The organism is Streptomyces sp. NPDC002790, assembly GCF_040295505.1.
Taxonomy (GTDB): Bacteria; Actinomycetota; Actinomycetes; order Streptomycetales; family Streptomycetaceae; genus Streptomyces.
This window is the reverse complement of sequence record NZ_JBEOVM010000065.1, coordinates 1-20,914: the sequence shown is the minus strand read 5'-3', so window position 1 is coordinate 20,914 and position 20,914 is coordinate 1. Positions and strand designations below refer to the sequence as shown.

Genomic DNA, 20,914 nt, shown 5'->3' with positions numbered 1-20,914 from the left:
GGCCCAGGTCAACCACCGGTGACGTTGCTGATGGCGTCCATTATCGCGCCGGAGATCAATCCATCGAGCCCCAGGCTGTCGATCGCCACGAAAATCCCCGCGATCAGAATCATCAGCCCCGCGTACTCCACAAACCCGGCCCCGGAATCCCGTCGGGACCCCCGAACCCGCTCCCCCAGCGCGTTGGTCCACGTCACCCACACCCCGAGCAATTTGTCCCTGATCACGGGAGCCCCCTTTCACCACTTCCGGCACTTTCGCCAAGGCAACCAAATCAACACACGCAACGTACGTGGAGCGCAACCCTCTGCACTCGTATTCGCCAAGTAAGGGGTCACGCTTGACCGGAAGTTGTCGGCGCGTTGTGTCGCACGTCATCGCCGGCCCCCTTACGTAGAAGACTCAACGGCCCAATATCGAGCCGAAGTTGGTTCCGGAACCGAGGAACATCCCGGTTCCGATCAGGATCATCGTCGCCGGCAACATGAACACCAACGTCACCATCGTCGCCTTCGGGATCGTCTTCGCCGCCCTGCGCCGCGAGTTCTGCGCGTCCGTGCGCCGCATGTCCGTGGCGAGTTGGATGAGGGTGTCGGCGATCGGGGAGCCCAGTTCCTCGCCCTGTTGGAGGGCCGAGACGAACTGGGCGACCTGCTCCGAGGCGTTGCGGCGGCGGAGTTCGTCGAAGGCCTGGCGGCGGGGGACGCCCATGTCCATCTGGCGGAGCGTGATGCGGAGTTCGTCGGCCCATGGGCCCTCGTACTTCTCCGAAACGCGGTCCAGCGCCTGGCGGAAGCCGAGGCCCGCCGAGACGACCACCGCGAGGACGTCGAGGAAGTCCGGGAGAGTGCGGTCGATGACCTCTTTGCGGTCCCGGACCGCCTGCCAGATGAGCGCGTCCGCCGCCAGCGCGCCGAAGGCGAGGGTCAGGAGGCCGAAGAGGGGGCTGTCGGCGGAGAGGAAGATCAGGCCCATGACCAGGCCGAACGCTCCGTAGACCGCCCGGCGGGCCGCGTAGCGGTCGATCGTCAGGCCGCCGGGGTTTCCCGCCTGGTCGATCTTCCGGCGCTTCGCGTCGACGCGGCGCGGGCCCATCAGGCGCAGCACCAGCGGCGCGAACCGCATGCCCATGCGGTCGACCGCGGAGCCTGCGGTGGAGACCCGGCCTGCGCCCACCTCCAGGGCGAGGGCCAGGTCGCTGGGGACCTTGGCGTCCGCGCGGTACATGCGGATGCCCAGGCAGATGCCCAGGGTCGCGGCCCCCGCGAGGGCCGCGAGGAGTATGCCCACCATCGTTGTCGACATCGTCTCCTCACACCTCGATTCGGCCGAGGCGGCGGATCACGAAGAAGCCGATGCCGTAGAGGGCCAGTGAGATCAGGATCAACGTGCGGCCCACTCCCGATTCCGTCACGCGCGCGAGTGCTCCGTCGTTCGAGGAGTTGATCAGGAGGAGGGAGCCGAGGCCGAGGAGCGGGACGGTGAAGGCCGTCGCGTTGACCTCGGAGAGCATCGTGCGGATCTCGCGGCGGGTTTCCTTCCGGTCCTCCAGAGTCTTTGTGAGGTTGCGGAGGGAGGAGACGACCGTGCCGCCTGCCTTGTTGGACAGGACGAGAGTTGTTACGAGGACGATCAGTTCGCGGGAGGGCAGGCGGGTCGCCAGTTCGTCCAGGGCGTCGTCCACCGAGCGGCCGAGTGCCAACTGGTCGGCGACGCGGGAGAGTTCCTCGCCTGCGGGGGCCTCCAACTCCTCTGCCGCCATCGCCAGCGATGTGCGCAGGGCGAGGCCCGCGGCCGTCGCGTTCGCCAGGAGGCGGGCTACGTCCGGGAGTTGGTTGATGAACGCCTCGATGCGTTTCTGGCGTTGCCAGTTGAGGAAGATGAGTGCGCTGTAGATGGCGACCAGGGCCGCGATCGGGCCGAAGAACGGGGCCAGGGTCGACGCCGCCAGCAGCCACAGGGCCACCGCGACCACGGCCACGTAGACCGTGAACTCGCCCGCTGTCACGGCCAGGCCCGTCGCCGACAGGCGCAGGTGCACCGAGCGGCCGAGGCGGGTGCGGCGCAGGCGGCGGTCGATGGCGGTGAAGCGGCGGGCCCGGCCGCCGCCCGCGCCGGCGGCCGGGTCGCCGCCCGCCGAGTATGCGTCCAGGCGGTCGGCCAGGTCCTGGCGGCGGGCCCGGCCCGAGGCCAGGACGTGGACGCCCGCGATCGCGACGACGCAGGCGAGGACCGTGGCGGCCAGGGCCAGCAGGACAGGGGTGGTGGGGGTGGTCATCCCGTCGCCTCCCTCGTGTTGCGTTCGTCCACCGACTCGACGACACCGAACGCCGGTGGCACCGCCTCCCCCGCCACGTACAGCCGGTCGGCGAGGAGGCGGGGCAGCGGGAGGTGCTCGTAGTAGCCGCGGACGCGGCGGATCTCCTCGTCCGTGGCCCCGGAGACGTAGGGCTGCGCGACGAAGCGGGTCGCGGTCGCGATCCTGAACTGTTCGCGGCCGTGGGAGATGAGGAGCGCGATCTCCGTGACGCGGCGGGAGCCGTCGGCGGCGCGGGTGAGCTGGACGAGGACGTCCACCGCCGAGTTGATCTGGTCGCGCAGCGCCTCGAACGGGATGTCGACCTCCGACATCGAGCCGAGGGTCTGGAGGCGGGTGAGGGCGTCCTCCGCCGTGTTCGCGTGGACCGTGGCCAGCGAGCCGTCGTGGCCGGTCGACATCGCCTGGAGCATGTCGAGGGTCTCGCCGCCGCGGACCTCGCCGACGATGATGCGGTCGGGGCGCATGCGCAGGCTGTTGCGGACGAGGTCGCGAATGGTGATTTGGCCCTTGCCCTCGACGTTGGAGGGCCGGGATTCGAGACGGATCACGTGGTCCTGCTGGAGTTGGAGTTCCGCCGAGTCCTCGATGGTGATGATGCGTTCGTGGGCAGGGATGAGCGCCGAGAGGGCGTTCAGGAGGGTGGTTTTGCCGGAGCCCGTGCCGCCGCTCACGATGATGTTGAAGCGGGCGCGGACGCAGGCGGCGAGGAACATCAGCATGTGCTCGTCGAGCGAGCCGAGTTCGAGGAGTTCGCCCAGGCTGTACGCGCGCGGGAAGCGGCGGATGGTGAGTGTGGCGCCGGTGAGCGAGAGCGGCGGGATGATCACGTTGACGCGTTCGCCGGTGGGGAGGCGGGCGTCGACCATGGGGTTCGACTCGTCGACGCGGCGGTTGACGGTCGACACGATGCGTTCGATCGTCTGCATGAGCTGCTCGGATGATGCGAAGCGCATGGGGAGTTGCTCTACGCGGCCCGCTCGCTCTACGAAGATCGAGTCCGGGCCGTTCACCATGATCTCGGTGATCGAGGCGTCCGCGAGGAGCGGTTCGAGGATGCCGAGACCGAGAGCCTCGTCGACGACGCGGCGGATCAGCTGGGTGCGTTCCGTCGAGGAGAGGACGGGGCCCTCGCGGCTGATGATGTGGCCGAGTACGCGCTCCAGGCGGACGCGGCGTTCGGCGGCCTGGAGGGACGACATCTCCGCGAGGTCGATCTCCTCGAGGAGCTTGGTGCGGTAGACGGCGATCAGGCCCTCGTCGCGGTCGGCGGGGGTGGTGGTGCCGGGGCCTCCGGCCGGGTCGTGGGTGGCGATCACGCGGGAACGTAGGCTCATCTCCGCGTCACCTCAACTTCCTGCGTTTGTGCGGTCGTTCGGCATGGTGGCCGTGCGGTGGACGTACCATCCGTCGCCGAACAGGGGGATGACCGGCGGTACGTGGACGGTGACCGTGTACGTCACCGTGTCCTCGCCGGGGGCGCCTTCCGCCTTGGGGTTCAGCCAGGAGCTGGTGGAGGCGGCTGCGGCGGTTTGGGCGGTGCCGGGGGCGAGGGATTCGGCTCTTGCCGCGGCGCGGGCGGCGGAGCCGGCCTGGTTCGCGGCGTAGCCGACGAGGCCGAGTTGGATTGCGGCCATTCCTATGACCAGGAGGAAGGGGAGGAAGCCGGCGAACTCCAACATGGACACTCCGCGGTCACCCGCCGGTTTCCGCCGCCCCGGGGTTGACGCCTCGGGGCTCCGCCCCGGACCCCGCGCCTCAATCGCCGGCGGGGCTTTATATTGCCGAACCGTTTGATTTTGCCCAATCGGCACATTCAAGCCCGACTGGACAAAATCAAGCCCCTGCGGCGATTGAGCAGCGGGGTCCGGGGCGGAGCCCCGGGGCGTCAACCACGTCACTGGGCGGCCTCCGTTGCCGCGCCGGCCTCGCCCTTTACCGACCAGCCGGGGTTCACGCCGGGGAAGAAGAGGGGGACGTCCACGTTGACCGTGGCGTGGGTGACCGTGCCGTCGTCGGCGCAGGTGATGTCCGCGTCCTGCCATGCCGATGGCAGGTTCTTGCGGCCGGCCGCGCCGCAGGCGCCCGCCATGTCCCCGGCCCCCGCGGCAGCGGAAGTCGCCGCGCGCGCCGCCTCGTCCGCCGCGTTCCCGGCCAGGGAGTACGTGTAGCCGTACAGGACGCACTGCCACATCAGGGCGAGGACGACGAGGACCAGCGGGAACATTGCCGCGAACTCGAGGGTCACCGCGCCCTTGTCGGAGCCGCGGCGGCGGGCCCGGCGGCCGGACGTGGCAGGCGTGGGTGTGGCCACGAGGTCGAGTTCCGCGGCCAGTGCCCACATCGCCTGCTTGACCGTGGAGCGGTTGTCGAGGTCCTGCATGCGGCCCGCGTCGACCGCTGCTTGGAGTTCCTTGTACGCGGCCGGGATGGAGGTGCGGGCCGTCTTCGTGCCGGTGACGCGTTCCACCAGCGTCGGCTGGATCTCCGACGAGCGGGCGTGCCGGTTCACGACGGTGAGGGTTTCCTCCGCCTTGCGGATCTGGAGGCGGTCCCAGAGGCGGACCATGCGTTTCGCCGCTCGTACCGCCACGACGTCCGGGGTGACCAGAAGGGCCGCCTGGTCGGCGAGTTCGATGGCCGTGGTGTTCGCGGCGCCCATCTGCGTACCGCAGTCGATGATCACCACGTCGTAGCGGGCGCGCAGGGCGTGGATCACCTGGCGGGCGACTCGGTCCGTGACGTCCTCGCCGCGTTCGCCGTCGGCGGGGGCCAGGAGGAGGTCGACGCCGGACTCGTGGGCGAAGGCGGCGTCCTGGAGGACGCGGGGCGTGATGTCGCGGATCGCGGCGAGGTCGGCGACGGAGCGGCGGAACTGGACGTCGAGGTAGGAGGCCACGTCGCCGGACTGGAGGTCCAGGTCCAGGAGGGCGGCGGTGCGGCCGGACGCGCGGGCGGCGAGGGCTAGTTGGACGGCTGTGACGGTCGTGCCCACACCGCCCTTCGCGCCCGCCACGGCGATGACGCGGCCGCCGCCGCCCGCCGGGACGAGTTCCGTTCCGGTGCCGCCCGCGAGGTGGCGGCGCATGCCGGCCGACCAGGCGGCGGCAGCGTGTACGCGTTCCGCGAGGGCGTCGTAGCCGAGGGGGAACGCGACGATGCCGCGCGCGCCGCTGTCCATCGCGGCGGTGAGGAGGGCGGGGCTGGTGTCTCCGGTGAGCAGGACGACGCCCACCGCCGGGAAGCGGAGGACGAGGTCGCGGATGAGGTCGAGGGCGGGGACGGGGCCGATGCGGTCGTGGACGAGGACGACTTCCGGGAGCTCGTCCAGGGATTCGGCGGCGAGCGCGGCCAAGGTGTCGAGGAGGGCGGTGGCGTCGGGGGTGGGTGGGGCGGGTTCGGCGTCCGGGAGTTGGGAGAGGAGGGTGCCCAGGGCGCGGGTGGTTTCGGGGTCGGCGGTGGCCGGGAGTATGCGGATGGTCATCGGCGGGACGCTCCATTCCACGGCACCGTGGTTGCGGTCACGGGGCTCCGCCCCGGACCCCGCGGGCTCTCGTCCGAGGGTGGGGCTTGATAATGCCGAACCGGCGTTGCGGTCGCGGGGCTCCGCCCCGGACCCCGCTGCTCAATCGCCGCAGGGGCTTGATGTGCCGGCGGGGCTTGATTTATCAAGCCCCGCTTTTGGACGAGAGCCCGCGGGGTCCGGGGCGGAGCCCCGAGGCGTGGGGCGCGAGTGGGCCTCACTTGTCCCCCTCCAGCGTGTACGACTTGTCGTCCGGGGCGATCGTGGCGTCGGCGCCCGGGGCGACAAGCGCCAGGCGGACGTGGGTCGCGAAGGACTCCGCGTAGGCGACGCGCTGCGCGTCCGCGGGGCCGAGGGCGAAGGTGATGGGGACCGCCTCGCCCTGGCGACGGGTGGAGTTCTCGCTGTCCGCGGCGCCCTGCTGGTCGATCGGGGTGAGCTTGCCGACGTCGATGACGCCGGCGTTCTCCACGATGACCTTGGACTGGTCCTTCTCCTTGTCGTTCTCGGCCTTGAACGTCGCGTAGATGTTGACCTTCGAGCCGGGGTTGATCTTCCCGGCGACGCCGGTCTCCGCGTCGATCATGATGGCGATCTCCTGCTGGCCCGCCTCCAGCTTCGGACGGTCGACGATCATGTCGGTCTGGAGGAGGGAGCCCCTCTTCAGCTGCGTGACGGCGATCTTGCCGCGGAGGTCGCCGAGGTCGGTGACGGCCGTGTCCGACAGCCACCGCTTCGGCATCTCCACCTTCTCGAACTGGTCCGCCGTGAGCTGCTTGTACGGGGACACGTCCTGCTTCAGCCGGTACGCGGGCACCTCGTCGCCCACCTTGGAGTTCACGTCACGGATCACCGCGAGCACACCGGCGAACGCTCCGATGGCGCACAGGGCCGAGACGACCAGGAGTATGACGCCGCGGCGCTGACGTGAATTCATGGACCGAGCAACCTCGTTGGTAGGAGGTAGGGAGTAGGGGGCCGTACGGGTCAGTGGTGGGACGCGCCAGGAAGGGCCGTGCGGGTCGAGCCGGCCGCCGGTGCGAGTGCCGAGCGTGCCTGAGTGCCCACGCCCTCGGGTGGCGCCTCACCGGCCAGCGGCGCGGAGCAGAACCCGCAGCGGTCGCCGATGAGTTCGAGGCCGCACCAGTGGCACTGCTCGCGGCGGACGGACGAGACCAGTTGGTAGAGCACGGAGATGTTCGGGATGGCCGCCGCGAACTCCACGATCCGGCCGGGGTTGTCCGGCCTGCCCGTCGCCCACCACCGCGCCGACTCGGCCGGCAGCCGCGTCCGCGTCACCCCCTGCACCCGCCAGGCCGGGGCGAGGACGCCGGTGAGCCAGTCCGGGGTGCTCCGGCCGACGGCGTAGACCATGCGGGTTCCGAAGGCGGGGCCCGTGGGGGTCTCGGAGCCGGTCAGGCGCAGGAGTTGGGGTTGCGGTGAGGCCACCACCGCGAACTGGGCGTTCGGGGACCAGGACTTCGCGTGTGCCTTGAGGGAGACCGGGACCCGGTCCAGTTTGGCCACGGAGCCGACGACCGCGCCCGAGTAGACGTAGTGGGCGAGCAGCCGGGCCGAGGACGCCAGTACGCCGGGACTGAAGTCGCAGATCGACAACTGGCGCAATTGCAGCGCGAGTACGGCGAGGCCGAGGGGTGGGAGCGCGGGGCGCAGGATCGCGATCCGGTCGGTTTCCAGCATGGAACGGATCGAATGCAGCCGGTGCACGGTCGCGTCCGGAGCCGATTCCGGGCAGAGCACGATCACGTACCCGTGCTGTTCGATCAGTGTGTGGACGTCGGTCAGGGCGCGGTCGAGCGGGTACTTCTCCTGCGGTTCACCCACGGGCAGCACGGTGGCGGTCGGTGTGTGCCGGTCCGGTGAGGCGAGGACCAGGTCGGGGTCGGTCACGGCTATGGCGGTCGGCACGCGTGAACCCCCCGGTCGTCGCTCTGCGTCCCTGCGGCAGCACCTCACGGTGGTGCTGCGGTGGTGCTGCGGTACTGCTTGAGCACCATATCCACGCGGCCGCCCCGCAACACCCCACTTCGCACTGTTCACAGGGCGATGGGCGGTGATCGGTGGCGGGTTGGCGAAGAAGCGTCGGTGCCAACTCTTGACAAGTCCAATGGTCTGGACCAGTTTGTACGGCCAGCAGCTGCTTCCCCAACTCCCCCCACTTCTCCCTCACTTCGGTGCCGGGAGACCTCCCCCCACTTGGAGGAAGAAATGGCGCATTCCTATCGCAGACGGTCCAGGATCGGCGTGCTTCTTGGCGCGTTCACGGCGGCGGCGCTCGCCGTGGGCGGTCTCGCCACGACGAGTACGGCGAATGCCGTGAGCACGGCGGACAGTTCTACGGCCGCCGTTCCCGCGCATGCCGTCACCGGCTACTGGCAGAACTTCAACAACGGCGCGACCGTGCAGAAACTCGCCGACGTCCCGGACGCGTACGACATCGTTGCCGTCGCCTTCGCCGACGCCACCGCGGAGCCCGGAGCCGTCGACTTCACGCTCGACTCGGCGGGCCTCGGCGGCTACACAGAGGACGCCTTCAAGGCCGACATCAAGGCCAAGCAGGCGGCCGGGAAGTCCGTGGTCATCTCGATCGGCGGCGAGAAGGGCACCATTCAGGTCAGCGACGCGGCCTCCGCGGCCAACTTCGCCGACTCCGTGGACGCGCTCATGCAGGAGTACGGGTTCGACGGGGTCGACATCGACCTGGAGAACGGGCTGAACTCCACCTACATGTCGCAGGCGTTGAAGTCGCTGGCGGCGAAGGCCGGCAGCGGGTTCGTGCTCACCATGGCGCCGCAGACCATCGACATGCAGTCGACCTCGGCCGAGTACTTCAAGACGGCGCTCGCGGTGAAGGACATCCTCACCGTCGTCAACATGCAGTACTACAACAGCGGTTCGATGCTCGGGTGCGACGGCAAGGTCTACAGCCAGGGGTCCGTGGACTTCCTGACCGCCCTCGCCTGTATCCAGTTGGAAGGCGGGCTCGACCCCTCGCAGGTCGGCATCGGCACGCCCGCCACGTCGAGCGCGGCGGGCAGCGGATACGTCGCGCCGTCGGTCGTGAACGACGCCCTCGACTGCCTCACCAAGGGCACGAACTGCGGTTCGTTCAAGCCGTCGAAGACCTACCCGGGCCTGCGCGGCGCGATGACCTGGTCCACCAACTGGGACGCGTCGTCCGGCAACGCGTGGTCCTCGGCCGTGGGGTCGCACGTCGACGCCATGTGACGTGGAAAACGGGCAGCGCCGCCGCTCCCCCGGTGGCGCTGCCCACCTTCCCGTACCGGCCGGGTCAGAAGAAGTCCGACCAGGGCTGGTCCCAGATCTGCTTCACGCACAGGACGACGAACAGCAGGCCCGAGACCGTGAGCATGCTGTTGCTCAGCCAGCCGTTGCGCCAACTGGCAGGCGTACGCGAGGAGTTGAGCAGCCAGACCAGGGTGAGCGCCAGGAACGGCATGAAGGCCGCGCCAAGCACCCCGTAGATGATGACCAGGCGGAACGGCTGGCCCTGGAAGAGCAGGACGATCGGCGGGAACGTCATCCACAGCAGGAACGCCCGGAACGGCCAGCCCTTCTCGCGGTCGCCGCGCGCCACTTCCTCGCCGGTGACGACGCGCGAGAGCCGGTAGCGCTCGACGAAGTCGGCGAACATCAGGCTCACGCCGTGCCAGACGCCGATGAGGGAGGTGAAGGACGTCGCGAAGAAGCCGATGAGGAACATCTTCGCCGTCGCCGTGCCGTACTGGGCCGCAAGGATCGTGGAGAGGTCCACGAGGCCCTTGTCGCCCTCGGCGATCGCCGTGTGGGACGCGTGCAGCAGCTCCGCGCCGACGAACAGCATCGCCACGACGAAGATGCCGGTGGTGATGTACGCGACCCGGTTGTCGAGGCGCATCACCTTCATCCACGACGTGTTCGTCCAGCCCTTCGCGTTGACCCAATAGCCGTACGCGGCAAGGGTGATGGTGCCGCCGACGCCACCGATCAGGCCGAGTGTGTTGAGGATCGAGTCCTTCTCGTCGGGCAGGACCGGGAGCAGTCCTGCGAAGGCGGCGCCGAGGTTCGGGGTGACGCGGATCGCCAGGTAGACGGTGACGACGAACATGACGCCGACGAGCACCGTCATGACCTTCTCGAAGACGCTGTACTTGTTCAGCCAGACGAAGACCAGGCCGACGACGCCGGAGAGGATCGCCCACGGCTTGATCGACCAGTCGGCCGGGAACACGTCGGGGAACAGCGCCTGCAGCGGCAGCCCGCTCGACGACATCGCCGCCGCGCCGTACACGAAGCCCCAGATCACCGCGTAGATCACGAAGAAGTACGTGGTCCACTTGCCGAGGCTCGCCCAGCCGTCGAAGAGGGTGCGCCCGGTGGCCAGGTGCCAGCGGCCCGCCGCCTCCGCGAGGCTGATCTTGACGAGGCAGCCGAGGACGGCGGCCCAGAGCAGGGTGTAGCCGAAGTTGCTGCCCGCGATGAGAGTGGCGACGAGATCGCCCGCCCCGACGCCCGTCGCGGCGACGACGATGCCGGGGCCGATGTATTTCCAGCTGGACTTGCGGGGGTGCGAGTCGGGGATGGTGCCGGATCCTGCTTCTGGGGTACCCGTGGTGTCCGCCATGAACATCAAGGGTGCGTAAAGCTGGGCCGCTGGCAAGAGGGCGGGCCGGACTACTCCTCGAAGTATGCGTCCAGCGCCTTGTCCAACTGGTCCGTCCACTCGGCGAGGCGGGCCTTGTCGGGGGCCTCGACGTCGTTCGGGAACCAGCGACTGTTGGGCAGGTGGACGGTCACCGTGAGGCGCTTGCGCGCCGTGCCGAACTCGACCGCGCTGATCTCGTCCCAGGTGAAGTCGGCCTCCTGGTCGTCGAGCGTGTAGCGGACGCCGGTCGCGTCGACGGTGATGGAACCGCGGCGGTCCTTCGCCTCCATGACGGGGCCGTCGGCGTCTTCGGCGTCTTCGGGACCCGCCGGGTCCTCGGTTTCCGCTTCCGCCTCTTCGGGCTGCGTCGTCGTCACCTCCTCCGGAGTCTCTTCGGCATCCGTGACCTCCGCGTCCGGCTGCCGTGCGGGAGCCGTCAGGCCGGGGATGTGCGCCGGGTCGAAGCCGGCACCGGTGACGGGCGTGACCTTCTCGTTCTCCATACGCTGCTCCACGGCGGAAGTATGGCGGACAAGCCTGTGCCGCACCTCCCCCAGGGGTGGGTGCGGCACAGGTGCGCCGGAGCGCGCTAGACGAAGAGGCTGATCACGAGGGCGACCACGAAGCCCGCGATCGACAGGACCGACTCCAGGACGGTCCACGTGCGCAGGGTGTCCCGCTCCGTGATGCCGAAGTACTTGGAGACCATCCAGAAGCCGCCGTCGTTGACGTGCGAGGCGAAGATGGAGCCCGCAGAGATCGCCATGATGACGAGGGCCGTGTACGGCTGCGAGTAGTCGCCCGCCTGGAGCAGCGGCCCCACGATGCCGGCCGTGGTGACGATGGCGACCGTCGCCGAACCCTGCGCGACGCGCAGCACCAGCGAGATCAGGTACGCGAGGACCATGATCGGCAGGCCGATGCTGCTGAACGTGTCGGACAGCGCCTGCGCGATACCGCTCGCTTGCAGGACGGCGCCGAAGACACCGCCCGCGCCGACGACGAGCAGGATGTTGGCGACCGGCTTCAGGGACGCGGTGGACACCGTCTCCAGGGACTTGCGGGACCAGCCGCGGCGCAGGCCGAGCAGGTAGTACGCGGCGAACAGCGCGAGGGTGAGCGCCACGAACGGGTTGCCGAAGAACTCGATGACCGAGCGGGCCGTGGAGGGGTCCATCGCGATCGAGGAGAAGGTCGCGGCGAGGATCAGCACCAGCGGGATGGCGATGATCGTGAAGACGATGCCGAGCGGAACCGGGTCCTCGCGGGGCGTGATGCCGTCCTTGCGCTGCTCCGCGGCGAGCGCGGCCTTCGCCTCGTCGGCGGCCTCGACCATGTCCTGCGGCACCGGCACGAAGATCTTCTTGCCGATCCAGGCGGCCCAGGCCCACGCGGCGAGCACGGCCGGGATGCCGCAGACGATGCCCATGAGGATGACCCAGCCGAGGTCGACGTGGAGCAGACCGGCCGCGGCGACGGGCCCCGGGTGCGGGGGCAGGAACGCGTGGGTCATCGAAAGGCCCGCGAGCAGCGGCAGGCAGTACAGCAGGATCGACTTGCCGCCGCGCTTGGCGGCCGCGTAGACGATCGGCGCGAGCACGAAGATGCCGACGTCGAAGAAGACGGGGATGCCGAAGATGAGGCCGGTGAGGCCCATCGCGATGGGGGCGCGCTTCTCGCCGAAGAGGTGGATCAGGCGGGACGCCAACACCTCGGCGCCGCCGGAGACTTCGAGGATCGCGCCGAGCATGGTGCCCAGGCCGATGATGATCGCGATGTGCCCGAGGGTGCCGCCCATGCCGTCTTCGATGACGGAGGTGACCTCGGACTTCTGGACGGTGCCGAAGAGTTCGGTGACGGAGAGACCGGCCGCGAGGCCGACGGCGATGGAGACCGTCAGGAGGGCGACGAAGGGCTGAAGGCGGGCCTTGATGATCAGGAAGAGCAGCAGCACGATGCCGAGGACGGCAACGGTCAGCAGGCCGGCCGTGCCGGGTATCAGGAGGAGCAGACCACCGGTGTGCTCCGGCTGGTCCGCGGCGGCGGACGCGAGGGTGGCGTACGGGGACATCGTTGACCTCGTAAGTACATGGGGGAAGTGGGGGTTTCCAGCGCTTCCAGGCAGGAGGGATCGCGGTGCGGCGGCCCCCCGGAGGGGCGGCGCCGCACCGTGACGACGTACGAATCAGCAGGAGCCCGGGGGCGGGCTCAGGGGGTTCAGCTCAGGACGGCGAGCGCGTCGATCTCGATGAGCAGACCCTTGGGCAGACCGACGTAGACGGTCGTGCGGGCGGAGGCCGGGGCCTTGAGGCCCTCGCCCTCGAAGTACTCGTTGTAGATGGCGTTCATCTCGGCGAAGTGGTCGACGTCCGTCAGGTAGACGCGCATCATCATGACGTCGTCCCAGCTCGCGCCGCCCTCTTCGAGGATCGCCTTGACGTTGGCGAAGGTCTGGAGCGTCTGCTCCTTCAGCGTCGGGCCCGCGGGGGTCGGGGCCTTGCCCTCCTCGGCCGGCAGGAAGCCGACCTGGCCCGCGACCTGAAGGATGTTGCCCTTCTTGACGCCGTGCGAGAACTTCGCCGGCGGGGTGGTGTGCGTGGAGGGCGTGAGCGCGGTCTTCTCGGTCATGTGAACTGACTTCCTTGTGAGGGGGGGTTACTTGGGAGGGGGCTACTTGGTCGGGGTACCGGAGTAGTCCCGGCTGATGGCTTCCGCCGTGCGGCGCACCTGCGGAAGCAGCGTGAGGAGTTCCTCGGCGGTGACGACGACGTTCGGCGCGGAGACCGACATCGCGGCGACGACACGTCCGTCCGCGCCGCGGATCGGGGCCCCGACGCAGTTGATGGACTCCTCGTGGCCACCGAGGTCGGTGGCCCAGCCCTGTTCACGGACCTTCTCCAACTCCCGCAGGAACGCTGCGGCGTTGGGAGTGGAACGGGACGTGTACATGGGGTAGTCGAGCTTCTCCGCGAGGGCGCGGCGCTCGGCCTCGGAGAGGTCGGCGAGCAGCAGCTTGGCGACGGCGGCCACGGTGATGGCGACCGGCTTGCCGACGCGCGAGTACATCCGCACCGGGTAGCGGCTCTCGACCTTGTCGATGTAGAGGACCTCGTTCTCCGCGTACACGGCGAGGTGGATGGTGTGCCCGACCTTCTCGTTGAGTTCGACGAGGTGGGCGTGGGCGATCTCGCGGACGTCGAGGTTCTCGACGGCTTCCTGGGCGAGCGCGAAGAGGCGGGCGCCGAGGCGGTAGCGCTGGTCGGTCTGGCGGTAGACCAGGCCGTGCTCGTGGAGGGTGCGCAGCAGGCGCAGCGCCGTGGACTTGTGCACGTCGAGGCGGTCGGCGACCTGGCCCAGGTCGGCGGGTCCCTCGGCGAGCAGCGGCAGGATGCTGAGCGCGCGGTCGACGGTCTGGCTCATGGCGTACGTACCTCCTCTGCGGCCGGCTCGTCGGTGGCATCGGCTGCCGCCCAACCCGGGCCGACGTGCAGTGTCCCCCACGAGGCCGCGTCGAGGCCGACGAGGCGGTCGGCCCGGGCGCGGCTCGGGGGCGCGGCGAGGTCGCCGGGCTCGGTGAGGGCGACGGCGGCCCAGAGGTGGCCGTGCCGAAGGCGCTCGGCGACGGGCAGCCCGCGCAGCGTGGCGGAGAGGAACCCGGCGGCGAAGGCGTCGCCCGCGCCGACGGCGGCGACGACGTCGACGCGCGGCGAGGGCTCCTCGTGGCGGCCGTCGGCGTCGTACGCGACCGCGCCGTCGGCGCCGCGCTTGACGACGAGCAGCGCGGGCTCGGGCAGCGCCTCGCGGATCGCGTCGGGTCCGCCGGTGATGCCCCAGGCGTCCTCGGCCTCGTCGTCGCCGACGAACACGATGTCGGCGCGGCGCGCGAGTTCCAGGAGTACGTCCGGGCCTTCCGACCGGCCCGACCACAGGCCGGGGCGGTGGTTGACGTCGAAGGAGACGAGGGGGCGGCCCGCTCGCGGAGCCGTCAGCTCGCGCAGCAGGTCCAGGCAGCTGTCGGAGAGCGCAGCGGTGATCCCGGACAGGTGCAGGATCCGGCCGGAGCGCAGCGCGTCGAGGTCCAGGTTGGCGGTGGACATCGCGGAGGCGGCGGAACCGGCGCGGTAGTAGGCGACCTCGTGGTCGGCGGTGGCCCGGTCGCCCGCCGTGCGGAAGTAGATGCCGGTGGGCCGGTGCGGATCGCGGCGTACGGCCGCGGTGTCCACGCCGTACGCGCCGATGGCCTCCACGAGGTGGTCGCCGAACCCGTCGGCGCCGACCCGGCTGACCCAGGCGGAGCGGTGCCCCGCGGCGGCGAGCACGCACGCCACGTTGGACTCGGCGCCGCCGATCCCGCGATCGAACGAGGGCACGTCGGCGAGCCGCCCCGGCACGGCGGGCCGGAACGTGACCATGGACTCGCCCAGCGCGACGACGTCGGGGGTGACGGCGTCGGGTGCGCTGTTCGGTACTGCGGGTCCGGTGGCGGTCACGATGGGTCGCACTCCTCGCGGCAGGGGACTTCGGGCTTCGTTGACCCGACGTTGGCTCGGATGTTAGACAGCATGAAGCGACATACGCAATGACCGTTGCAAATGATGCAACGGACTGCCTGGAGGAGGCGCCGTGACCGCCCAGAACGCCGACACTGCCGTCGAGCGCCGTACCGCCCGCCTTGAGGACCTGGCGCGGGAGCGGGTGGACTTCCGCTTCAAGGGGCTGCCCCCCGAGGCGGACGGCGCGACGGTCGGCGAGCTGGCCGCCCGCCGCCTGAACCTCTTCACGGACGGCTTCACCACGCCCGTCCTCGCCCTCTCCGCCGAGCGCCTGGAGCACAACCTCGCGCTCATGGAGACGTACTCGGCGCGCCACGGCCTCGCCTTCGCCCCGCACGGCAAGACGTCGATGGCACCGCAGCTCTTCCACCGGCAGCTCGAGCACGGCGCGTGGGGCATCACCCTCGCGGTGCCGCACCAGGTGCGCGTGGCAAGGGAGTTCGGCATCGACCGGATCTTCCTGGCGAACGAACTGGTCGACGCGGCGGCACTGAAGTGGCTCTCGGGGGAACTGGACGCGGCCCCCTCCTTCCGCTTCACCTGCTACGTCGACTCCGTGCGGGGCGTGGAGTTGATGCAGGCGGCGCTGGCCGAGGCCGGCGCGAGCCGCCCGGTCGACGTGGTCGTGGAGCTGGGCGCGGGCGACGGCGCGCGCACCGGGGCCCGTACGGAGGCGGACTGCGCGGCGATCGCGGACGCGGTGGCCGCCTCCTCCGCGCTGCGTCTGGTGGGTGTCGCGGGCTACGAGGGCGAGGTGCCGGACGCCGACGGCGAGCGGGTGCGGGCGTGGCTGCGCCGACTGGTGGCGCTCGCGGCGGAGTTCGACAAGGCGGGCCGGTTCGCGGGCCTCGGCCTCGACGAGATCGTGGTGAGCGCGGGTGGCTCCGCGTGGTTCGACGCGGTGGCGGACGTCTTCGCGGAGATCCCCGAACTCACGCTCCCCGTCATGAAGTTGCTCCGCTCCGGCGCCTACGTATCGCACGACGACGGCCACTACCGGCACCTGACCCCGTTCAACCGGGTCCCGGAAGAGGGCGCGCTGGAACCGGCGTTCCGGCTGTGGGCGCAGTTCGTCTCGCGCCCCAACGACCAGCAGGCCTTCACCAACGCGGGTAAGCGGGACGCCGCGTACGACATCGACCTGCCCGAGGCGCAGGTCGTCCGGGACGCGCGGACGGGCGAGGTCCGGGAGGCGACGGGCGTCGCGGTCACGGGCCTCTCCGACCAGCACGGGTGGGTTCGCACGGAGCCGGGGGCGGGGGTCGAGGTGGGCGACTGGCTCGGCATGGGCCTCTCGCACCCGTGCACGTCCTTCGACAAGTGGCAGCTGATCCCCCTGGTGGAGTCGGACGGCACGGTCGTGGACTACATCCGCACGTACTTCTGACCCCGGGGCTCCGCCCCGGACCCCGCTGCTCAATCGCCGCAGGGGCTTGATCTAGCAAGCCCGGCCGGCGATTGAGGCCGTCCAGCCCCGCCGGCGTTTGAGGCGCGGGGTCCGGGGCGGAGCCCCGGTTTCGGGAAGGGGCGGGGAGGGGAGATCCGCCCGCCGCAGGCGCCCACGCACCCACGCACACCCGCCCAGAGAGGCACCCCCATGGACCTGGTCATCCGCGACGCCCGCGTCATCGACGGCAGCGGCAACGCTTCGTACCGAGCCGACGTATCCGTCAAGGCCGGCCGCATCGCCGAGATCCACAAGGAGGGAGACGGCCCCCGCCCCACAGCCCCCCGCACCATCGAGGCCAACGGCCTCGCCCTCTCCCCCGGCTTCATCGACATGCACGCGCACAGCGACCTCGCCGTGCTCCGCGACCCGGACCACAGCGCGAAGGCCGCCCAGGGCGTCACCCTCGAAGTCCTCGGCCAGGACGGCCTGTCCTACGCCCCCGTCGACGACCGCACCCTCGCCCAGGTCCGCCAGGCCATCACCGGCTGGAACGGCGACGGTTCGGACATCGACTTCGACTGGCGCACCGTCGGCGAGTACCTCGACCGCATCGACCGCCAGGGCACCGCGGTGAACGCCGCGTACCTCATCCCGCAGGGCACCGTCCGCATGTACGCCGTCGGCTGGGACGACCGCGACGCGACCCCGGCCGAGCTGGAGCGCATGAAGCAGCTCGTCGCCGAGGGCATGGAGCAGGGCGCCGTCGGCATGTCGTCAGGCCTCACCTACACCCCGGGCATGTACGCGAAGGACGCCGAACTCACCGAACTCTGCCGGGTCGTGGCGGCCTACGACGGCTACTACTGCCCCCACCACCGCAGTTACGGCGCCGGCGCCCTCGACGCGTACCGGGAGATGGTGGAGCTGACCCGCACCGCGGGCTGCTCCCTGCACCTCGCGCACGCCACGATGAACTTCGGCGTGAACAAGGGCAAGGGCGTCGACCTGCTGGCTCTCCTCGACGGGGCCATCGCGGACGGCGCCGACATCAGCCTGGACACGTACCCGTACACGCCGGGCGCCACAACTCTCGTGGCGATGCTGCCGAGTTGGGCCAACGAGGGCGGCCCCGACGCCACCCTCGCCCGCCTCCAGGACGACGAGACCGCCGAGCGGATGCGGCACCACGTCGAGGAGATCGGCTCGGACGGCTGTCACGGCGTGCCGATCGAGTGGGACAGGATCGAGATCTCGGGCGTCTCAGGCCCCGGCCTGGCCTCCTACGTCGGCAAGACGGTCGCCCAGTCGGCCACCGAGCGCGGCGAGTCCCCCTGGGTCACCGCCCGCCGGCTCCTCATCGACGACAAGCTGGGCTCGACGATCCTCCAGCACGTCGGCCACGAGGACAACGTCCGGGCGATCATGCAGCACTCCGTGCACACGGGTGGCAGCGACGGCATCCTCCAGGGCGACAAGCCGCACCCGCGCGCGTACGGCACGTTCCCGCACTACCTGGGCCACTACGCCCGCGACCTCGGCGTCATGTCCCTGGAGGAGACGGTCGCGCACCTCACCTCGCGCCCGGCCGCCCGCCTGCGCCTGCCGGACCGCGGCCTGGTCCGCGAGGGGTACCGCGCCGACCTGGTCCTGTTCGACCCTCAGACGGTCGCGGCGGGCTCCACGTTCGAGGCGCCGCGGACGCTGCCAGTGGGCATCCCGCACGTCCTCGTCGACGGGCAGTTCGTGATCGAGGACGGCAAGCGTACGAACGTGCTCGCGGGCCGGTCGGTGCGCAGGACCGCCTGATCGCCCCGGTCACCGCACCCCGCGCGGCCGGAACTGGACGCTGATCCGGCCTCCGGCCGCGCGGGCGGACTTGGGGATCGCGTGCTCCCAGGTCCGCTGGCAGGACCCGCCCATGACGATGAGGTCGCCGTGCCCGAGCGGGCGGCGCACGACAGGGCCGCCGCCGACGGGCCGCAGCGTCAGGTCCCGCGGCGTGCCCACGGACAGGATGGCGACCATCGTGTCCTCGCGGGCGCCGCGCCCGATCCGGTCGCCGTGCCAGGCGACGCTGTCCCGGCCGTCCCGGTAGTAGCAGAGGCCCGCCGTGCTGAACGGTTCGCCCAACTCCCGCGCGTAGTGTGCCGACAGCGCGTCCCGCGCCCCGTCGAGCACGGGGTGCGGCAGCGCCTCCCCCGCGTCGTAGAACTTGAGCAGCCGCGGCACGTCGACCATCCGCTCGTACATCTGCCGCCGCTCGGCTTTCCACGGCACGTCGCCCGCGAGGCGTTCGTACAGCTCGTCGGCCCCGCGCAGCCACCCCGGCAGCACGTCGATCCAGGCGCCGGCTCCTAGCACGGTCCGCCGCACGGCACCGAGCCCGCCGAGTGCGATGTCCTCGGCCTGGTCGAACAGCGATCCCTGAAGCATGCCTCCACCGTAGCGAATGTTTCGAACATACGCGCGATTAGACGCGCGGTGCCGCCGTCCGGAGGACGCGCGTGGTCCATCTCACCCGCCCCTCCGACCCGCCGCATCCAAGCCGCGACCACCCCGGAACCCGCCGTTCCGGAGGTATCCGGCACCGCGTGCCACCGCATCCGAAACCCGCGCGGCCCGCACCGCCCCACCGGCCGACAAAGGGTGCGCGGCATCCCGAAACACGGCCGTAAAGTTTGGGGATGCAGCTCATCCAGTCGACCAAGCTCTCCAACGTCTGCTACGAGATCCGTGGCCCGGTTCTCGAAGAAGCGATGCGGCTGGAGGCGGCAGGGCACCGCATCCTCAAGCTCAACACCGGCAACCCGGCGGCGTTCGGCTTCGAGTGCCCGCCGGAGATCCTCGAGGACATGCTCCGCAACCTCGGGGACGCGCACGGCTACGGCGACGCCAAGGGTCTCCTCGCTGCCCGCCGCGCCGTGATGATGCACTACCAGACCCTCGGCGTGGAGACGGACGTCGAGCACGTCTTCATCGGCAACGGCGTCTCCGAGCTGATCGTGATGGCGATGCAGGGACTCCTCGACGACGGGGACGAAGTGCTCGTCCCCGCGCCCGACTACCCCCTGTGGACCGCCGCCGTCTCGCTCTCCGGCGGCACCGCCGTGCACTACCGCTGCGACGAGCAGGCCGACTGGATGCCGGACCTCGCCGACATCGAGCGCAAGGTGACCGACCGCACCAAGGCGATCGTCATCATCAACCCCAACAACCCCACCGGCGCCGTATACAGCGACGAGATGCTGCGCGGCATCACCGACATCGCCCGCCGCCACAACCTCCTCGTCTGCTCCGACGAGATCTACGACAAGATCCTCTACGACGACGCCACGCACACCCCGACCGCCGCCATCGCGCCGGACCTGATGACGCTCACCTTCAACGGCATGTCGAAGGCGTACCGCGTGGCCGGCTACCGCGTCGGCTGGATGGCGATCTCGGGGCCGCGCGCGCACGCGGAGTCGTACATCGAGGGCCTGACGATCCTGGCGAACATGCGTCTGTGCGCGAACATGCCGGGCCAGCACGGCGTCGTCGCGGCGCTCAGCGGACGCCAGACGGTGAACGATCTGGTGCTGCCGGGCGGGCGGCTGAAGGAGCAGCGTGACGTCGCGTACGAGCTGCTCACGCAGATCCCGGGCGTGAGCTGCGTGAAGCCGAAGGGGGCGCTGTACCTCTTCCCGCGCCTCGACCCCAAGGTCTTCAAGGTCAAGGACGACCGGCAGATGGTCCTCGACCTGCTGCGGGCCGAGAAGATCATGGTGGTGCACGGCACCGGCTTCAACTGGCCGGAGCCCGACCACTTCCGCGTCGTCACGCTGCCCGACACCCGGCAGCTGACGGAGGCGGTGACCCGGATCGGGAATTTCCTGGACGGCTACAGCCAGCCGTGACCGTCAGCCCTCTTTCGCGACACTCCTACTTTGGACCAGTTCTAATTTAGACACGATCCAAGGTACGATGGAGGCCAAGCTGACACGCACGCCCTGGAGGCCTCCCATGTACGAGCCGATCCGCACCAAGTCGGTCCACTCGACGGCGGCCGACAGCGGCGAGTTCCCGCACCGCTCCCGCGAGGAGGAGCTGGACATCCAGCTCGCCGGCCACCTGGCCGCCCTCCTCGCAGTGACGGACGAGCTGCGCCACCTCACGCCGAGCGCCGATCTGGACGAGGCTGCGGAGTCGCTCGCCTCGCAGGTGGCCCGGCTGCGTGGCGGCCTGATGCCGCTCCGCGCCGCAGTGGCCGCCGCCATTCACGAACCCGCCCTCGACGCGCTCCACCAGCGGGCGCACGCCCTCGCGGGCCGCGCCCTGGTGGTCGCGGCCTCCCGGGCCGACACCGCCGCCGCGATCCTGGCGGCGCAGCGCATGGAGGCGCACGCCCTCGTCGCCGCCTAGACCCTGTCGTTGCATGAAGTGGGGGCCCCCCCCCGGGCCGGGGGGGGGGGCCGGGGCCCCCCCC

At 70.4% G+C, this 20,914-nt stretch carries 20 protein-coding genes; 5 read left to right on the top strand and 15 right to left on the bottom strand.

What is annotated here, in order from left to right; all coding sequences use genetic code 11:
• Positions 1–8: 8 nt before the first annotated feature.
• The 8 genes from ABT004_RS24695 to ABT004_RS24660 form a co-directional block, all read right to left on the bottom strand.
• Complete coding sequence (locus ABT004_RS24695) at positions 9–197, bottom strand: hypothetical protein (protein WP_351340838.1); 189 nt, start codon at positions 195–197, stop codon at positions 9–11.
• A gap of 205 nt (positions 198–402) precedes the next feature.
• Positions 403–1,305: a DUF5936 domain-containing protein gene (locus tag ABT004_RS24690; protein ID WP_351340790.1), complete on the bottom strand. Its 903-nt coding sequence runs from the start codon at positions 1,303–1,305 to the stop codon at positions 403–405.
• A gap of 7 nt (positions 1,306–1,312) precedes the next feature.
• Entirely contained in the window at positions 1,313–2,278 is a 966-nt protein-coding gene (locus tag ABT004_RS24685; protein ID WP_351340787.1) for a type II secretion system F family protein, read from the bottom strand.
• Positions 2,275–3,654, bottom strand: a complete 1,380-nt coding sequence (locus ABT004_RS24680) for a TadA family conjugal transfer-associated ATPase (RefSeq protein WP_351340785.1) — start codon at positions 3,652–3,654, stop codon at positions 2,275–2,277. The genes ABT004_RS24685 and ABT004_RS24680 overlap by 4 nt, the downstream gene beginning before the upstream one ends.
• Positions 3,655–3,666: 12 nt before the next feature.
• Positions 3,667–3,999: a TadE/TadG family type IV pilus assembly protein gene (locus ABT004_RS24675; protein WP_351340782.1), complete on the bottom strand. Its 333-nt coding sequence runs from the start codon at positions 3,997–3,999 to the stop codon at positions 3,667–3,669.
• A 215-nt stretch (positions 4,000–4,214) separates the two neighbouring features.
• Positions 4,215–5,801, bottom strand: a complete 1,587-nt coding sequence (locus ABT004_RS24670) for a CpaE/TadZ family protein (protein WP_351340780.1) — start codon at positions 5,799–5,801, stop codon at positions 4,215–4,217.
• Positions 5,802–6,057: 256 nt separating this feature from the next.
• Positions 6,058–6,777 (bottom strand): Flp pilus assembly protein CpaB, encoded by a 720-nt coding sequence (gene cpaB / locus ABT004_RS24665; RefSeq protein ID WP_351340778.1) that lies wholly within the window; start codon positions 6,775–6,777, stop codon positions 6,058–6,060.
• 50 nt (positions 6,778–6,827) lie between these two features.
• On the bottom strand, positions 6,828–7,769 hold the full coding sequence (locus ABT004_RS24660; RefSeq protein ID WP_351340776.1) for a hypothetical protein: 942 nt from the start codon (positions 7,767–7,769) through the stop codon (positions 6,828–6,830).
• A 300-nt stretch (positions 7,770–8,069) separates the two neighbouring features.
• Here ABT004_RS24660 and ABT004_RS24655 point away from each other — a divergent pair, with 300 nt between their 5' ends.
• Complete coding sequence (locus ABT004_RS24655) at positions 8,070–9,089, top strand: chitinase (RefSeq protein ID WP_351340774.1); 1,020 nt, start codon at positions 8,070–8,072, stop codon at positions 9,087–9,089.
• A gap of 64 nt (positions 9,090–9,153) precedes the next feature.
• On the opposite strand, the gene ABT004_RS24650 is transcribed toward ABT004_RS24655, so the two are convergent.
• From ABT004_RS24650 to ABT004_RS24625, 6 genes are all read right to left on the bottom strand, one after another.
• Positions 9,154–10,485, bottom strand: coding sequence for an Nramp family divalent metal transporter (locus tag ABT004_RS24650; protein ID WP_351340771.1), 1,332 nt, complete (start codon positions 10,483–10,485; stop codon positions 9,154–9,156).
• A gap of 50 nt (positions 10,486–10,535) precedes the next feature.
• Positions 10,536–11,021 (bottom strand): hypothetical protein, encoded by a 486-nt coding sequence (locus tag ABT004_RS24645; protein WP_351340768.1) that lies wholly within the window; start codon positions 11,019–11,021, stop codon positions 10,536–10,538.
• 74 nt (positions 11,022–11,095) lie between these two features.
• On the bottom strand, positions 11,096–12,577 hold the full coding sequence (locus tag ABT004_RS24640) for a GntP family permease (RefSeq protein ID WP_351340766.1): 1,482 nt from the start codon (positions 12,575–12,577) through the stop codon (positions 11,096–11,098).
• A gap of 146 nt (positions 12,578–12,723) precedes the next feature.
• On the bottom strand, positions 12,724–13,134 hold the full coding sequence (locus tag ABT004_RS24635; protein ID WP_351340763.1) for a RidA family protein: 411 nt from the start codon (positions 13,132–13,134) through the stop codon (positions 12,724–12,726).
• A 42-nt stretch (positions 13,135–13,176) separates the two neighbouring features.
• On the bottom strand, positions 13,177–13,926 hold the full coding sequence (locus tag ABT004_RS24630; protein WP_351340761.1) for an IclR family transcriptional regulator: 750 nt from the start codon (positions 13,924–13,926) through the stop codon (positions 13,177–13,179).
• Complete coding sequence (locus ABT004_RS24625; protein WP_351340759.1) at positions 13,923–14,996, bottom strand: sugar kinase; 1,074 nt, start codon at positions 14,994–14,996, stop codon at positions 13,923–13,925. Before ABT004_RS24625 ends, ABT004_RS24630 begins: the two co-directional genes overlap by 4 nt.
• Before the next feature lie 133 nt (positions 14,997–15,129).
• On the opposite strand from ABT004_RS24625, the gene ABT004_RS24620 reads away from it, so the two are divergent.
• Together ABT004_RS24620 and ABT004_RS24615 are read left to right on the top strand one after the other, a co-directional pair.
• The gene (locus ABT004_RS24620; RefSeq protein WP_451189671.1) at positions 15,130–16,446 is read left to right on the top strand and encodes an alanine racemase; all 1,317 of its coding nucleotides are present in this window, start codon (positions 15,130–15,132) and stop codon (positions 16,444–16,446) included.
• A gap of 210 nt (positions 16,447–16,656) precedes the next feature.
• Positions 16,657–18,255: an N-acyl-D-amino-acid deacylase family protein gene (locus ABT004_RS24615; RefSeq protein WP_351340757.1), complete on the top strand. Its 1,599-nt coding sequence runs from the start codon at positions 16,657–16,659 to the stop codon at positions 18,253–18,255.
• Between the two features lie 9 nt (positions 18,256–18,264).
• Here ABT004_RS24615 and ABT004_RS24610 read toward each other — a convergent pair whose 3' ends face one another.
• Positions 18,265–18,882, bottom strand: coding sequence for an alpha-ketoglutarate-dependent dioxygenase AlkB (locus ABT004_RS24610; protein WP_351340755.1), 618 nt, complete (start codon positions 18,880–18,882; stop codon positions 18,265–18,267).
• Positions 18,883–19,133: 251 nt separating this feature from the next.
• On the opposite strand from ABT004_RS24610, the gene ABT004_RS24605 reads away from it, so the two are divergent.
• On the top strand, positions 19,134–20,345 hold the full coding sequence (locus ABT004_RS24605; protein ID WP_351340752.1) for a pyridoxal phosphate-dependent aminotransferase: 1,212 nt from the start codon (positions 19,134–19,136) through the stop codon (positions 20,343–20,345).
• A 106-nt stretch (positions 20,346–20,451) separates the two neighbouring features.
• Complete coding sequence (locus ABT004_RS24600) at positions 20,452–20,850, top strand: SCO4983 family protein (RefSeq protein ID WP_351340749.1); 399 nt, start codon at positions 20,452–20,454, stop codon at positions 20,848–20,850.
• The last annotated feature ends 64 nt before the right edge of the window (positions 20,851–20,914 follow it).

Coding starts and splice junctions, on each gene's coding strand:
- ABT004_RS24690 (WP_351340790.1), bottom strand. CDS start 1,305: ATGTCGACAACGATGGTGGGCATACTCCTCGCGGCCCTCGCGGGGGCC.
- ABT004_RS24685 (WP_351340787.1), bottom strand. CDS start 2,278: ATGACCACCCCCACCACCCCTGTCCTGCTGGCCCTGGCCGCCACGGTC.
- ABT004_RS24680 (WP_351340785.1), bottom strand. CDS start 3,654: ATGAGCCTACGTTCCCGCGTGATCGCCACCCACGACCCGGCCGGAGGC.
- ABT004_RS24675 (WP_351340782.1), bottom strand. CDS start 3,999: ATGTTGGAGTTCGCCGGCTTCCTCCCCTTCCTCCTGGTCATAGGAATG.
- ABT004_RS24670 (WP_351340780.1), bottom strand. CDS start 5,801: ATGACCATCCGCATACTCCCGGCCACCGCCGACCCCGAAACCACCCGC.
- cpaB (WP_351340778.1), bottom strand. CDS start 6,777: ATGAATTCACGTCAGCGCCGCGGCGTCATACTCCTGGTCGTCTCGGCC.
- ABT004_RS24655 (WP_351340774.1), top strand. CDS start 8,070: ATGGCGCATTCCTATCGCAGACGGTCCAGGATCGGCGTGCTTCTTGGC.
- ABT004_RS24650 (WP_351340771.1), bottom strand. CDS start 10,485: ATGGCGGACACCACGGGTACCCCAGAAGCAGGATCCGGCACCATCCCC.
- ABT004_RS24640 (WP_351340766.1), bottom strand. CDS start 12,577: ATGTCCCCGTACGCCACCCTCGCGTCCGCCGCCGCGGACCAGCCGGAG.
- ABT004_RS24635 (WP_351340763.1), bottom strand. CDS start 13,134: ATGACCGAGAAGACCGCGCTCACGCCCTCCACGCACACCACCCCGCCG.
- ABT004_RS24630 (WP_351340761.1), bottom strand. CDS start 13,926: ATGAGCCAGACCGTCGACCGCGCGCTCAGCATCCTGCCGCTGCTCGCC.
- ABT004_RS24615 (WP_351340757.1), top strand. CDS start 16,657: ATGGACCTGGTCATCCGCGACGCCCGCGTCATCGACGGCAGCGGCAAC.
- ABT004_RS24610 (WP_351340755.1), bottom strand. CDS start 18,882: ATGCTTCAGGGATCGCTGTTCGACCAGGCCGAGGACATCGCACTCGGC.
- ABT004_RS24605 (WP_351340752.1), top strand. CDS start 19,134: ATGCAGCTCATCCAGTCGACCAAGCTCTCCAACGTCTGCTACGAGATC.
- ABT004_RS24600 (WP_351340749.1), top strand. CDS start 20,452: ATGTACGAGCCGATCCGCACCAAGTCGGTCCACTCGACGGCGGCCGAC.